The sequence below is a fragment of the Rhizobium sp. GCM10022189 genome (genome assembly GCF_042656325.1).
In the GTDB taxonomy this organism is placed as follows: domain Bacteria; phylum Pseudomonadota; class Alphaproteobacteria; order Rhizobiales; family Rhizobiaceae; genus Rhizobium.
In genome coordinates this window covers 345,960-359,354 of the sequence record NZ_JBHSOR010000046.1, presented here as the reverse complement: position 1 = coordinate 359,354, position 13,395 = coordinate 345,960, and the positions used below count along the sequence as shown (strand labels likewise).

Below are 13,395 nucleotides of genomic sequence, written 5' to 3'. Positions count from 1 at the left end.
GAAAGGGGTACGATGGAGAACAAGACACCCGGGGCACTGTTGACGGCGATGCGCGCAAAGCCGCCGCTCGTGCAGTGCATCACCAATTATGTCGCCATGAACATCGCCGCCAACGTGGTGCTTGCTGCCGGAGCGTCGCCCGCCATGGTTCACGCCGCCGAAGAGGCGGGCGAATTTGCGGCGATCGCCGGAGCTTTGACGATCAATATCGGCACGCTTTCCACCCAATGGATCGACGGCATGCAGGCGGCGGCAACGGCCGCGAATGCGGGCGGCAAGCCGTGGGTCCTTGATCCGGTCGCTCACTACGCAACGTCCTTCCGCCGCAAGGCGGTTGCCGATCTGCTGGCGCTTCGCCCGACGATCATCCGCGGCAACGCCTCCGAGATCATCGCTCTCGCCGGCGGCGAAAGCCGCGGCCAGGGCGTCGACAGCCGTGACCCGGTCGAACAGGCCGAGGCATCCGCGCGGCTGCTTGCCGAACGGCATGGAACGGTCGTCGCCGTTACCGGCGTCGTTGATTTCGTGACCGACGGAGCGCAGGCGCTGCGCATCGAAGGCGGTTCGCCGCTGATGCCGCAGGTGACCGCGCTCGGCTGCTCGCTGACCTGCCTGACCGGCGCCTTTGCTGCCACCATTCCGGCAGATCCTTTCGCAGCCGCTGTCGCAGCGCTTGCCACTTTCGCGGTCGCCGGCGAGGAGGCCGCGAAGGAAGCGACCGGCCCCGGCTCGTTCTCGTGGCGCTTCCTCGATGCGCTTTGTGCGCTCGATGGCAAAACGCTGGACGCAAAAGTCAGGATCGGTGGCGCATGAAACGCTTCGATCTTTCCCTTTACCTGGTTCTCGATCCCGATCTCTGCGCTGGCATCGGCATGGTCGAGACGACACGGCTTGCCGTGGCCGGCGGCGCGACGATGGTGCAGCTTCGCGACAAGCATGGCGGGACGGCAAGGCTGATCGAGACCGGTCTTGCCCTGAAGGAGGTCTTGAAGGGCACCGACGCATTGCTGATCGTCAACGACGACGCGGAGGCGGCGATTGCGATCGGCGCCGATGGATTGCATATCGGCCAGGACGACATGGGACCGGCCGCCGCGCGCGCAATGATCGGACCGGACATGATCCTCGGCCTGTCGGTGGAGACGGAGGCTCTGGCAGCGGCCATTGATCCAGGGATCGTCGATTATGCCGGTATCGGGCCGGTCTTTGCCACCCCCACCAAGACCGACCACAAGCAGCCGATCGGCTTCGACGGGTTGGCGAAGTCGGTGGAAGCGGCACCGGTTCCCACGGTTGCGATCGGCGGCCTGAAGAGCGAACATGTCGCTTCCGTCTTTGCAGCAGGCGCCGATGGGCTTGCCGTCGTCTCGGCGATTTGCGGTACGCCGGACCCGAAGGCCGCGACGATCCGTATCGCCAAAGAAATCAGAAAGGCCGGCCGATGATCCGCAACGTCCTGTCCATCGCAGGTTCCGATCCTTCCGGCGGCGCCGGCATCCAGGCCGATCTGAAGGCTTTCTCCGCCCGCGGCGTCTATGGCATGGCGGCGCTGACGGCACTGACGGCGCAGAACACGCGGGGTGTAACCGGTGTGCATCTCGTGCCGCCGCAGTTCGTTTCCCAGCAGATCAAGGCGGTCTTCGCCGATGTGCGCGTCGATGCGGTCAAGATCGGCATGATCGCCAATGCCGGCATTGCCGAAGCGGTCGCCGAGGCGCTGGCGCCTCATCGCGGCATTCCCATCGTCGTCGATCCGGTCATGATCGCCAAAGGCGGAGCGGCACTTCTCGACCCCCAGGCTGTCGATGCGCTGACGCGGCACCTGCTGCCGCTTGCCACGCTGCTCACGCCCAACCTGCCGGAAGCCGCAGCCCTTCTGCACGAGGAAGTTGCCGAAAGCCGCGAGCGGATGGCCTCGCAGGCTGAGCGTCTGCGCGCTATCGGCCCGGCCGCGGTGCTGGTCAAGGGCGGGCATCTCGAGAGCGACGAAAGCCCCGATGTTCTGTCGACTGCCTCCGGTCTGCATTGGTTCGAGGCGAAACGTGTTCCTACGAAGAATACGCACGGAACGGGCTGTACCCTTTCCAGTGCGCTTGCTGCCGAACTCGCGAAGGGTGTTTTGCCGCAAGCGGCTGTCGCGACTGCAAAAACCTATCTTGCTCAAGCAGTCGCCGCCGCGGGCGAGTTGACGGTCGGCTCCGGCCATGGGCCTGTCCATCATTTCCACGCCCTGTGGAAAGACGCCGCACTCTAATCCCGATCACAAATCCGATAATAGACAGCGGCCCGGTCAATCCGGGCCGCTTTGTTTTGCCTACCCTCAGTTGAGCAGGGGCATCAGGCAAAAAAGCCTGTTGACATGGCCGCTCAGATATCCAAAGCTATCTCATTAAAAGGGGATACATTCCGCAATAACGGAATAATTGGAGGAATTCGGGTGTCGGACCTGCTTGTGAGCTTATATTCCGCAAAGCTCGCCGAACTGAAAGGCAAAGCCGGCTCCGTCGGCATCACCATCCGCCCGGCCCTGCCGCCGGAACTTCACGTCGTCATCGGCTGGGTGCGCGAACATTTCAGCGAAAACTGGGCGAGCGAAGTGGCGGTCGCCTTTTCCCGCCAGCCTGTCGCCTGTCTCATCGCCGTCGAGAACGGCAAACTTCTCGGCTTTGCCTGTTACGACACGACCGCCCGCGGCTTCTTCGGCCCGACCGGCGTCGATCCCGCAGCGCGCGGCAAGGGCATCGGCCTCGCCCTCTTTTCCGCCTGCCTGCAGACCATGAAGACGCTGGGGCACGCCTATGCCTTCATCGGCGATGCCGGCCCCGTCGATTTCTACGTCAAGACCGCCGGCGCGGTCGAGATTCACGCCCCCGACAAGGGCATTTACGAAGGCATGCTGCGAAGCCAGCCGAAATGATCATCTGATACCGGAGTTTGAAATAGTGTCCTCGACCCCGCTCGCTCTCTTCGTCGGCCTTCCCAATCCGACGCTTTCGGACGACGAATTCGCCCTCTTCCGCGAGACCAATCCGCTCGGCCTCTTCGTCGGTCGCCGCAACCTGCGCAATCCGGAACAGGCAAAGATCCTGATCGAGCGTTTCCGCGAGGCCGTCGGCCGCGACGATGCGCCCGTCTTCACTGACCAGGAAGGCGGCCGCGTGCAGCATCTCGATGCCGGCCCCTGGCCGCTCTTCCGCAGCTTCGGCCAGTTCGCCGAGCTTGCACGCCGCGACCTCGACCTCGGCAAGAAGGCACTGCGTCTTTCCACCCAGGCGATGGGCGCGATGATGAGCGAACTCGGCCTTTCGAGCGGCTGCTCGCCGGTTCTCGACCTCGTGTTTGAGACGACGAGCGCTGTTATCGGCGCCCGCTCCTTCGGTCCGGATCCGGATTTCATCGCGGCCCTCGGCCGCGAAGTCGTGGATGGCCTGCTCGAGACCGGCAACATGCCGGTCATGAAGCACATTCCGGGCCACGGTCGCGCCACGCTCGATTCCCACAAGGAGCGCCCTGTCGTCGATGCCTCGCGCGAGACGCTCGTTTCCACCGACTTCAAGCCTTTCGTAGCGCTGAAGGATACGCCCTGGGCCATGGTCGCCCATGTCGTCTACTCCGCTTACGATGCCGAGCTTCCGGCCTCCATCTCGCCGATCATGCATGACGTGATCCGCAACGACATGGGTTATGACGGCGTCCTGATTTCCGACTGCATCTTCATGGAGTCGCTGCGGGGCACCCTGCCGGAACGCGTCGCCCAGGTTCTCGATGCCGGTTTCGACATCGCCCTGCACAGCCACGGCGACCTCAAGGAAAGCGAAGCTGCTGCCAAGGCTGCGCGCCCGCTGACCGAGGCTGCGCAGAAGCGTATCGCCGCAGGCCAGGCTCGCCTCGGCAATCTCAGGATCGACTATCGCGCTGCCCACGCGGAGGTCGAAGCCATGTTTGCAAGCGCGCTGGTCTCCTGACCGGCGCCATTATTTTTCACCGCATAAGAAAAGGGGAATTTGACATGAAGAAATATCTTTTGGCCGCTGCCGCTCTGACCATGCTGTCAGGCTCGGCCATGGCGCAGACCATCCTGACGGCCAATATCGAGCCGGCCACGACCTGGGTGCGCAACTTCAACCCGTTCAACCAGACCTCGTCGCGCCAATCGACGCTCGACTTCATTTACGAGCCGCTGGTCATCTTCAACCGCTTCGACAGCAACAAGCCGGTTTATCGCCTGGCTGAAAGCTTCAAGCTTTCCGACGACCTGAAGAGCATCGATTTCAAGCTGCGCCCGAACCTGAAGTGGTCGGACGGCCAGCCGCTGACCTCTGCCGACGTCAAGTTCACCTACGACTATCTGAAGAAGTTCCCGGCGCTCGACTTCGTCAGCATCTGGACCTTCATCACCGACGTTCAGGCGGTCGATGCCCAGACGGTACGCTTCACGCTCGCCAACCCAAGCTCGCTTGCCGCCGAGCAGCTGTCGCAGCTGCCGATCGTGCCCGAGCATGTCTGGAAGGACGTTGCCGATCCGGTCACCTATGCAAACGAAAACCCTGTCGGCAGCGGCCCGCTGACGGAAGTGCCGCGCTTCACCGGCCAGACCTACGACCAGTGCCGCAACCCGAACTACTGGGATGCCGAGCACCTGAAGATCGACTGCATGCGCTTCCCGCAGCTTGCGGACAACAACCAGATCCTGGCCGCGACCGCCGACGGCACGCTCGACTGGGGCGTCTCCTTCATTCCCGATATCGACAATGTCTACGTATCGAAGGATCCGGCCCACTATCACTACTGGTATTCGCCGAGCAGCATGGTCGCCTTCCTGTTCAACCTCGAAACCTCCAACGAGGGCAACAAGAAGGCCTTCAACGACGTGAAGTTCCGTCGCGCGGTCTCCATGGCGCTGGACCGCAAGACGATGATCGATGTTGCCGGCTACGGCTATCCGACGCTGAACGAAGACCCGGGCCTGATGGGCGAACTCTACAAGAGCTGGGCGGACCCGTCCGTCAAGGCCGACTTCGGCAAGTTCGGCGCCTATGACGCCGATGCCGCCAAGGCATTGCTCGACGAAGCCGGCTATGTCGACAAGGATGGCGACGGCCTGCGCGACAATCCGGACGGCTCGAAGATCTCCTTCTCGATCATCGTTCCGAATGCCTGGACGGACTGGATCGACACTGTCAACATCGCCATCGAGGGCATGCAGGCCGTCGGCATCGATGCCAAGATCGAGACGCCGGAAGAAGCCGTCTGGACCTCCGACCTCATCGACGGCAAGTTCGATGCGGCGATCAACAGTCTGCCGGCATCGGCTTCGCCCTACTACCCCTACAAGCGCGCCTTCAGCGCTTCGGACAAGGGCAAGACCCGCTTCACCGCCCAGCGCTGGTTCAGCCCGGAAGTGGAAGATCTGGTGACCCAGTTCACCCACACGGCTGATCTCGACAAGCAGAAGGAAGCGATGAACAAGGCTCAGCGCATTGTTGCCGAAAACATGCCTGTCATTCCGGTCTTCAACAATCCGAACTGGTATCAGTACAACACCAAGCGCTTCACCGGCTGGTCCACGAAGGAAAACCCCTTCGTCAATCCGTCCATCTCGCGCACCAACCCGGCACGTCTCCTGAACCTGCTGGCGCTCGAGCCGGTCAAGTAAGCCATTAGCAAAGGCGGGAGCGGCGCGGCAGGCGCCGCTCCTGTTTTGACGGAGTCCCCATGGCCTTTCTGCTTCGCCGCCTCGCCTTTTACCTGGCGGCCTTCATCGCGGCAGCGACGATCAATTTCTTCCTGCCCCGGCTGATGCCGGGCGATCCCGTGCGCATCATGTTTTCGAGTGCGGGCGCCGAACTGCCGCCGGAAAGCCTGCAGGCGCTGAAGCTCACCTTCGGCTTCGTCGATGGGCCGCTCTGGCAGCAATATCTCACCTATCTCGGCAGCATCTTCACCGGCGATCTCGGCCGCTCGATCAAATATTTCCCCCTGCCGGTCACATCTGTTCTCGGCCACGCGCTGGTGTGGACTGTCGGCCTGATGGGCACGGCAACGATCATCAGCTTCGCGCTCGGCACCTTCCTCGGTATCGTCGCCGCCTGGCGGCGCGGCAGCAAATTCGACGTCATTGTCTCGATCGGCGCGATCTTCGCGACATCGGTACCGGCCGTCGTCACCTCCCTGATCGTGCTGTTTTTCTTCGGTTTCACGCTCGGCTGGTTCCCGAACGGCTATGCGGCCGATCCCTCGCTCGATCCGGCCTTCAGCCTCCAGTATATCGGAAGCGTCGCCTATCACGGCATCCTGCCGATGATCACGCTCTGCACCGTGCTGGTCGGCGGCTTTACCGTGACCATGCGCAACAACATGATCAACCTGCTCGGCGAAGACTATATCGTCATGGCCCGCGCCAAGGGCCTCTCCGACCGGCACGTGATGCTCTGGTATGCGGCCCGCAACGCATTGCTGCCGACCGTCTCGAGCCTCGCGATCGCCATCGGCACCATTCTCGGCGGCTCGCTGGTGACGGAGGTCGTCTATAACTATCCGGGTCTCGGCAACATCCTTTATCAGGCGATCCTTGCCCGCGATTATCCCGTCATTCAGGGACAGCTTCTCATCATGACCGCGACCATGCTGATCGCCAATTTCATCGTCGATGTCAGCTACGTGCTGCTCGATCCGCGGCTGAAGGGAGCGTGAGATGAAGAGCCTTCTGCGCAACCGCAAGGCGCTGATCGGCCTTGCCATCATCGCCTTCATCGTCATCGTGGCGATCGCCGCGCCGCTTCTGACGCATTACGATCCCGCCGCCCGCACGGGCCGTCCGCACCAGCCGCCGTCGGCCGAACACATTCTCGGCACGACGCGCATCGGCCAGGACGTCTTTGCCCGGCTGATCTATGGCGCGCGCACTTCGCTTGCCGTCGGCTTCGGCGCAGGCCTGCTGATCACCGCCGTCGGCACCGCGCTCGGCATCATCTCCGGCTATCGCGGCGGCAAGACGGACGAGGTCATCAGCTTCTTTACCAACATGGTGCTGGTCGTGCCGAACCTGCCGCTGCTGCTCGTCCTCGCAGCCTTTATCGGCCAGGCGAGCCCGCTGGTCATCGCCCTCATCCTCGGCGCCACGTCCTGGGCCTGGGGTGCGCGCGTGACGCGCGCCGAAACGCTCTCCGTCAAGCAGAAGGACTATGTCAAATCGGCCGAGATGATGGGCGAACCGCAATGGCGCATCATGACGTCAGAGATCTTCCCCAACGTGATTTCCATCGTCGGCATCAATTTCATCGGCAGCGTCATCTTCGCGATCATCACCGAAGCGACGCTGGAATTCCTCGGCCTCGGCGATCCCCGCGTCGTGTCCTGGGGCACCATGCTCTACAACGCGCAGAAGGCCTCGGCGCTTTCAGTCGGCGCCTGGTGGGATATTCTCACGCCCTGCTTCGCACTCGCCTTCCTCGGCATCGGCATGTCGCTCCTCAACTTCGCCGTCGATGAGATCGCCAATCCGCGGCTGCGCACCGGCAATCATCTGAAACGCTGGTCCCTGCTCATCCGCGCCGGGGAGGGTCGCCTGTGAACCAGCCGCTGCTTTCGGTCAAGAACCTCACGATCGACTATATCGGCGAGGAAAAGGATTTTCGCGCCGTCGATGACGTCAGCTTCGACGTCGCGCCGGGCGAAGTCTTCGGCCTTGCCGGCGAATCCGGCTGCGGCAAGAGCACGATTGCCTTTGCCATCAGCCGCCTGCACAAGCCGCCGGCGCTGATCCGCAGGGGCAGCCAGATCCTGCTTGCCGGCCGTGACGTGCTGGACCTCGACCCGAAGGCGCTCGCCGCCTTTCGCTGGCGCGAGGTCGCCATGGTCTTCCAGAGCGCCATGAATTCGCTGAACCCGGTGCTGCGCATCGAGGATCAGTTCTATGACGTGCTGCGCACCCACAAGGGCATGACGAAGGCCGAGGCGCGCGAGCGCACGGCCGAAATGCTGCGGCTCGTCGATATCGCGCCGGATCGCATGCGCAACTATCCGCATCAGTTTTCCGGCGGCATGCGCCAGCGTATCGTTATCGCCATCTGCATGGCGCTCGATCCGAAACTCGTCGTCATGGACGAGCCGACGACGGCGCTCGACGTGGTGGTGCAGCGGGAAATCCTGCAGCGCATCAACGAATTGCGCAAACAGTTCGGCTTCTCCGTGCTCTTCATCACCCACGATCTCGGGCTGATGGTGCAGTTCTGCGACCGCATCGGCATCATGCTCCAGGGCAAGCTCGTCGAGCAGAACGGTGCCGAGGCGATCTACAAGACGCCGCAGCACGACTACACCCGGAAACTCTGGGCCTCCTTCCCCTCGCTTCACGGAGGCGTGCTGCTATGACCGATGCCATTCTCGCCCTCGACAAGGTCACCAAGACCTTCGGCCACGGCGCTTCCACCGTTCACGCCGCCCGTGCCATCTCGTTTTCGCTGCATGCCGGCCGCGCGCTGGCGCTCGTCGGCGAATCCGGCAGCGGCAAGACGACCTGCGCCCGCATGGCGATGCGCGAATATTCGCCGACCGCAGGACAGATCCTCTACAAGGGCCGGCCCGTCGAAGGTGCCAAGGCGGACGAGATCGCCCGCTACCGGCGTTCCGTGCAGATGATCTTCCAGGACCCCTTCGCCTCGCTGAACCCGGCCCACACGATCGCTCACCATCTGCAGCGGCCGCTGAAGCTGCATCGGCCCGATATTCGCGGCAGCCGGATCGGCGCGACGGTGCGCGAACTGCTCGCGCGCGTGAAGCTAGACCCCGATATCGTGGCGTCGAAATACCCGCACGAGCTTTCGGGAGGCCAGCGCCAGCGCGTCAACATCGCCCGCGCGCTTGCAGCCCAGCCGGAAGTGATCGTCGCCGACGAGCCGACCTCGATGCTCGACGTTTCCGTGCGCCTCGGCGTCCTCAATCTCCTGAACGAGATGAAGAAGGAAATGAATCTGGGCCTGCTCTATATCACCCACGATATCGCCACCGCCCGTTATGTGGCAGAGGACATCGCCGTCATGTATTCCGGCCAGATCGTCGAATGGGGCAATACGGCCAAGGTGATCGACAATCCGCTGCATCCCTATACCCGCCTGCTGCTCTCGGCAGTCCCCGATCCGGACGTGCGCTTCGACGATCCGCGCACGCGGCTGCAGCCGCAGGAGGTGGACGATATCCGCCGCCGTTCCGCCGCGCCGCAGGAACAGGTGGTGGAACATGAGCCGGATCATTTCGTGCGCATGATCTAGCTTTTTTGTTTCGACGCAATTCCGGACGCGAAACGGCTGCACAGTTCCGCTGGAATTGCTCCTGGCAAGGCTTGCTGGCCCCGACCGTCACACTATGCTAGGGGACGGTCCCTTTCAGCGAGACGAACCGCCATGCTTCCCTGGATCCAGCTCGATTCCGCGACCATTCCCGGCGAAGGCGGGCAACTGCGGCTGAAGCAGCGCGGCAGTGAATTTTCCATCATGCTCGGCACCAACGAACTGATGAACAGCCGCCTCAGCGGCTCGGAAGAAGCGCTCGCCACCCTGTCCTTCGAGCGGATCAGATCGCATCCCAAGCCGAAGATCCTGATCGGCGGGCTCGGCATGGGTTTTACCCTGCGCGCTGCCCTTGCCATTGTGCCCGAGGATGCCAGCGTCGTCGTTGCCGAACTGATCCCGGAAGTCGTCGCCTGGGCGCGCGGTCCGATGGCAGAGGTCTTCAAGGGGTGCCTCGACGATCCGCGCGTCTCGATCCATCAGGGCGACGTGGGTGAGGCGATCCGTGCGGGAAGAGCCGGTTATGACGCCATCCTGCTGGATGTCGATAACGGTCCTGACGGCCTGACCCGCAAATCCAACGACCGGCTTTACGACTATGCTGGCCTGAAATCGGCCCGCGAAGCCTTGCGGGCCGGCGGCGTGCTTGCCGTCTGGTCGTCGGGTCCTGACACTTCCTTCACCCGCCGGCTGAAGGATAGCGGTTTTGCAGTCGATGCCGTCAATACGCGCGCCAACGGCAAACGCGGCGGCGCGCGGCACGTCATCTGGCTCGCAATCAAGCCCGGCCGCTGATCGCCGATCCACGGCCGATCCCATCCTCATGGCCGCCCGGCAACAAAATGCATCTTTCTCAGGCAGGGGGGACGAAAGCGGACCCGAGAGAGCTTGAGATTGGTGCGATAATAATCGTATCCCATAAGCCAGGGATCGCGAAGACGAGGAGGTCTCGCGGACTTTCATCGGCTGGAAGCTGACGCGCCAGCCTTCGATTGGATAGAAGTATGCGCCTTTCAGATTGCCACAACTTTCATGACTTCCGCCGCTTGGCCAAGAGACGCCTGCCCGGCCCGATCTTCAACTATATCGACGGTGCCGCGGACGACGAAGTGACCTACAGGCGCAATACGTCTGCCTTCGAAAGCTGCGATCTCCTGCCGAGCGTGCTGCGCGGCGTGAGCGAGGTCGATATGTCCGTCACCGTCATGGGCCAGAAGCTCGCCATGCCGGTCTATTGCTCGCCGACGGCGCTGCAGCGGCTCTTTCATCACGAAGGCGAGCGCGCTGTCGCCCATGCCGCCGGCAAGTTCGGCACGATGTTTGGCGTTTCCTCGCTCGGCACGATCAGCCTGGAAGAGGCGAGGCAGATCAGCAGCGGGCCGCAGGTCTACCAGTTCTATTTCCACCGGGATCGCGGCCTCAACAACGAAATGATGGCGAGGGCCAAGCAGGCCGGCGTGCAGGTGATGATGCTGACCGTCGACAGCATCACCGGCGGCAACCGCGAGCGCGACAAGCGCACCGGTTTTGCCATCCCTTTCAAGCTCAATCTTTCAGGCATGGCGCAGTTCGCCGTCAAGCCGGCCTGGGCGATCAACTATTTCACCCATGAAAAATTCCGCCTGCCGCAGCTCGACAGCCATGTGGATATGGGCAGCGGCACGATGTCGATCAGCCGCTACTTCACCGAGATGCTCGATCCCGCCATGAACTGGGACGATGTGGCCGGAATGGTCAAGACCTGGGGCGGGCAGTTCTGCCTGAAGGGCATCATGACGGTCGAGGACGCCAGGCGCGCCATCGATATCGGCTGCACCGGCATCGTGCTGTCCAATCACGGCGGGCGTCAGCTCGACGGTTCGCGCAGCGGTTTCGACCAGCTGGCCGAAATCGTCGATGCCGTCGGCGACAGGATCGACGTCATGGTCGATGGCGGCATACAGCGCGGCACGCATGTGCTCAAGGCCCTGTCGCTCGGCGCCAAGGCTGTCGGTGTCGGTCGCTACTATCTCTTCCCGCTTGCGGCTGCCGGCCAGGCCGGCGTCGAGCGGGCGCTGCTGCAGATGCGAACGGAAATCGAGCGCGGTATGAAGCTGATGGGTTGCTCCTCGGTCAGCGAACTTTCGGCCGGCAACCTGCGTTTCCGCGCCTCCTGAGAGCGAGAATATCGCCGCACCCCATCTGGGCGCGGCCCTCTCAGGCGTTGACGATCTCGCGAGGCGCAAATGCGCCGGCATTCTGCTGGCGCTGGCGGATGATTGCCGATGCCTCGCCCGGATCGGGCGGCAACACCGCGTTTTTCAAGGCGATCGAATATTCGTGCTGCGGATTGTCGAGCACCGTGCGCGCATCGCCGCTTTCGACCACCACGCCCTTGCGCATGATGATGACCCGGTCGGCGATGTAATAAGCGGTAGCGAGATCGTGAGTGATGTAAATGATCGAAACTTTCAGCGCATCACGCAACTCGCGGAAGAGATTGACGATCGACATGCGCAGCGATGCGTCCACCATCGAGACCGGCTCGTCGGCGACGATGAGCTTGGGTTCGGGAATGAGAGCTCGCGCCACCGCTATGCGCTGGAGCTGGCCGCCCGACAATTCGTGCGAATAGCGGCCGCGGATCTCCGCAATGGAGAGGCCGACCCGCTGCAGCGCCACATCGGCAAGCGCCTCCCTGTCGGCGCGGCTCTTGGCGCCCTTGAAGCGATAGGCAGTGGCATACAGGTATTCGTCGATGCGCGTCAGCGGATTGAAGGCCTCGAACGGATTCTGGAAAACCGGCTGAACCTTGGTCATGAAGGCCTCACGGGCCTTGCGGCTGCGGATATCGCCGATATCGGCGCCATAGAAGCGGATCGTGCCACGATCCGCCGTCTCGCTGCCGAGGATCATCTTGGCAAGCGTGGATTTGCCGGAGCCGGATTCGCCGACGATGGTGAAAATCTCGGGCCTGTCAGCCTCGAGCACGAAACTGACGTCGCTGACCGCCGTCATCCTGGCGCGCGAGAAGAAGCCCCCGATCGGAAAGAACTTGCTGACGCTTTCCAGCTGGAGAAGGTGTTCGCCACTCATTGGATCTTGTACTCCCCTGCCCTGAAACAGGCGACACGCCCGCCCGTCGCGCTCGGCTGCATGGCCGGCACTTCTTTCGAGCACCTCTCGATCGCAATCGGACACCGCGGATGAAAGCGGCATCCTGTCGGCGGGTTGGAAAGCGCCGGCGGTTTGCCCTGCAGGCTCTTTCTGGTTTTCGTATCGCCGATGCGCGGCAAGCTGCCGATCAGGTGAACCGTATAGGGATGCTGCGGATTGTCGAAGATTGCCTGGGTCGGCCCCTCCTCGGCCAGCCGCCCGGCATACATGATCGCCAGCCGGTCGGTGATCGCGGCATGAACGGACATGTCGTGTGTCACGAAGATGACCGAGGCCTGCATGCGCATCTGGACCTCCTTGATCAGCGCGAGAACATCCTGCTGCACAAGTACGTCGAGCGCCGTCGTCGGCTCGTCGGCAATGATGAATTCCGGTTCGCAGACGGTCGCGAGCGCGATGGTCAGCCGCTGGCGCATGCCGCCGGAGAGCTGGTGCGGAAATGCTTCGAGAACGTGCGGGTCGAGCTGCAGGCGGGCAAGATGCGCCTCGACGCGCTGGCGAAAGGCGGCTGCATCCAGGCCCATATGCCGCGCGGCAAAATCGTTGAAGGCGTGCTTCACGCGCCGAACCGGATTCAGCACGTTCATCGACCCCTGCATGATATAGGAAAGATGCCGCCAGCGGGCGGCCCGCATCTTCTGCGGCTCACCGTAGACGTCGATCGGCCTGCCGTCGAAATTGAAACTGACGCTGCCGCCGACCACCCGCATCGGCGGGCGGATGGCGCCGGCGAGCGTCTTGATCAGCGAGGTCTTGCCGCTCGAGGATTCCCCGGCAATGCCGTAGATTTCGTTACGGCGCACCGTCAGGCTGATATCGTCGACGGCGCGGATTTCGCGCCGGACTCCGAAATAATCGTTGACGTAATAGCATTTCAGCCCGTCGATCGTCAGCGCGTCCCGGGAATTCTCGACGAGGGTCAAAGGTGCTTTCCTCAAAAGGTTCTGCATCG

At 62.9% G+C, this 13,395-nt stretch carries 14 protein-coding genes; 12 read left to right on the top strand and 2 right to left on the bottom strand.

What is annotated here, in order from left to right; all coding sequences use genetic code 11:
* Positions 1-12 precede the first annotated feature (12 nt).
* The 12 genes from thiM (at position 13) to ACFPWW_RS19840 (ending at position 11,443) form a co-directional block, all read left to right on the top strand.
* Positions 13-813, top strand: a complete 801-nt coding sequence (thiM, locus tag ACFPWW_RS19895) for a hydroxyethylthiazole kinase (protein ID WP_112571112.1) — start codon at positions 13-15, stop codon at positions 811-813.
* Complete coding sequence (gene thiE, locus ACFPWW_RS19890) at positions 810-1,445, top strand: thiamine phosphate synthase (RefSeq protein WP_377313026.1); 636 nt, start codon at positions 810-812, stop codon at positions 1,443-1,445. The genes thiM and thiE overlap by 4 nt, the downstream gene beginning before the upstream one ends.
* The gene (gene thiD / locus ACFPWW_RS19885; RefSeq protein ID WP_377313025.1) at positions 1,442-2,254 is read left to right on the top strand and encodes a bifunctional hydroxymethylpyrimidine kinase/phosphomethylpyrimidine kinase; all 813 of its coding nucleotides are present in this window, start codon (positions 1,442-1,444) and stop codon (positions 2,252-2,254) included. The genes thiE and thiD overlap by 4 nt, the downstream gene beginning before the upstream one ends.
* Before the next feature lie 183 nt (positions 2,255-2,437).
* On the top strand, positions 2,438-2,917 hold the full coding sequence (locus ACFPWW_RS19880) for a GNAT family N-acetyltransferase (protein ID WP_112703067.1): 480 nt from the start codon (positions 2,438-2,440) through the stop codon (positions 2,915-2,917).
* A 25-nt stretch (positions 2,918-2,942) separates the two neighbouring features.
* Positions 2,943-3,965: a glycoside hydrolase family 3 N-terminal domain-containing protein gene (locus ACFPWW_RS19875; protein WP_112756320.1), complete on the top strand. Its 1,023-nt coding sequence runs from the start codon at positions 2,943-2,945 to the stop codon at positions 3,963-3,965.
* Between the two features lie 44 nt (positions 3,966-4,009).
* The gene (locus tag ACFPWW_RS19870) at positions 4,010-5,656 is read left to right on the top strand and encodes an ABC transporter substrate-binding protein (protein ID WP_112756322.1); all 1,647 of its coding nucleotides are present in this window, start codon (positions 4,010-4,012) and stop codon (positions 5,654-5,656) included.
* A gap of 59 nt (positions 5,657-5,715) precedes the next feature.
* On the top strand, positions 5,716-6,693 hold the full coding sequence (locus ACFPWW_RS19865; RefSeq protein WP_112756324.1) for an ABC transporter permease: 978 nt from the start codon (positions 5,716-5,718) through the stop codon (positions 6,691-6,693).
* Between the two features lies 1 nt (position 6,694).
* A complete protein-coding gene (locus ACFPWW_RS19860; RefSeq protein WP_113412808.1) occupies positions 6,695-7,573 on the top strand; it encodes an ABC transporter permease in 879 nt (292 codons plus the stop codon).
* Complete coding sequence (locus tag ACFPWW_RS19855; protein ID WP_377313024.1) at positions 7,570-8,373, top strand: ABC transporter ATP-binding protein; 804 nt, start codon at positions 7,570-7,572, stop codon at positions 8,371-8,373. Before ACFPWW_RS19860 ends, ACFPWW_RS19855 begins: the two co-directional genes overlap by 4 nt.
* A complete protein-coding gene (locus tag ACFPWW_RS19850; RefSeq protein ID WP_377313023.1) occupies positions 8,370-9,269 on the top strand; it encodes an ABC transporter ATP-binding protein in 900 nt (299 codons plus the stop codon). The genes ACFPWW_RS19855 and ACFPWW_RS19850 overlap by 4 nt, the downstream gene beginning before the upstream one ends.
* 132 nt (positions 9,270-9,401) lie before the next feature.
* Positions 9,402-10,082: a spermidine synthase gene (locus tag ACFPWW_RS19845; RefSeq protein WP_377313022.1), complete on the top strand. Its 681-nt coding sequence runs from the start codon at positions 9,402-9,404 to the stop codon at positions 10,080-10,082.
* A gap of 209 nt (positions 10,083-10,291) precedes the next feature.
* On the top strand, positions 10,292-11,443 hold the full coding sequence (locus tag ACFPWW_RS19840; protein WP_112753115.1) for an alpha-hydroxy acid oxidase: 1,152 nt from the start codon (positions 10,292-10,294) through the stop codon (positions 11,441-11,443).
* 40 nt (positions 11,444-11,483) lie between these two features.
* Here ACFPWW_RS19840 and ACFPWW_RS19835 read toward each other — a convergent pair whose 3' ends face one another.
* Positions 11,484-12,362 carry an ABC transporter ATP-binding protein gene (locus ACFPWW_RS19835; protein WP_377313021.1) on the bottom strand — a complete coding sequence of 293 codons (879 nt, stop codon included), beginning with the start codon at positions 12,360-12,362 and terminating at the stop codon, positions 11,484-11,486.
* Entirely contained in the window at positions 12,359-13,393 is a 1,035-nt protein-coding gene (locus ACFPWW_RS19830) for an ABC transporter ATP-binding protein (protein ID WP_112703058.1), read from the bottom strand. The genes ACFPWW_RS19835 and ACFPWW_RS19830 overlap by 4 nt, the downstream gene beginning before the upstream one ends.
* Positions 13,394-13,395: the final 2 nt, after the last annotated feature.

What these genes read in the sequence shown, in the direction of transcription:
- thiM (WP_112571112.1), top strand. Translation starts at nt 13, where the DNA reads ATGGAGAACAAGACACCCGGGGCACTGTTGACGGCGATGCGCGCAAAG.
- thiE (WP_377313026.1), top strand. Translation starts at nt 810, where the DNA reads ATGAAACGCTTCGATCTTTCCCTTTACCTGGTTCTCGATCCCGATCTC.
- thiD (WP_377313025.1), top strand. Translation starts at nt 1,442, where the DNA reads ATGATCCGCAACGTCCTGTCCATCGCAGGTTCCGATCCTTCCGGCGGC.
- ACFPWW_RS19870 (WP_112756322.1), top strand. Translation starts at nt 4,010, where the DNA reads ATGAAGAAATATCTTTTGGCCGCTGCCGCTCTGACCATGCTGTCAGGC.
- ACFPWW_RS19865 (WP_112756324.1), top strand. Translation starts at nt 5,716, where the DNA reads ATGGCCTTTCTGCTTCGCCGCCTCGCCTTTTACCTGGCGGCCTTCATC.
- ACFPWW_RS19860 (WP_113412808.1), top strand. Translation starts at nt 6,695, where the DNA reads ATGAAGAGCCTTCTGCGCAACCGCAAGGCGCTGATCGGCCTTGCCATC.
- ACFPWW_RS19850 (WP_377313023.1), top strand. Translation starts at nt 8,370, where the DNA reads ATGACCGATGCCATTCTCGCCCTCGACAAGGTCACCAAGACCTTCGGC.
- ACFPWW_RS19845 (WP_377313022.1), top strand. Translation starts at nt 9,402, where the DNA reads ATGCTTCCCTGGATCCAGCTCGATTCCGCGACCATTCCCGGCGAAGGC.
- ACFPWW_RS19840 (WP_112753115.1), top strand. Translation starts at nt 10,292, where the DNA reads ATGCGCCTTTCAGATTGCCACAACTTTCATGACTTCCGCCGCTTGGCC.
- ACFPWW_RS19835 (WP_377313021.1), bottom strand. Translation starts at nt 12,362, where the DNA reads ATGAGTGGCGAACACCTTCTCCAGCTGGAAAGCGTCAGCAAGTTCTTT.
- ACFPWW_RS19830 (WP_112703058.1), bottom strand. Translation starts at nt 13,393, where the DNA reads ATGCAGAACCTTTTGAGGAAAGCACCTTTGACCCTCGTCGAGAATTCC.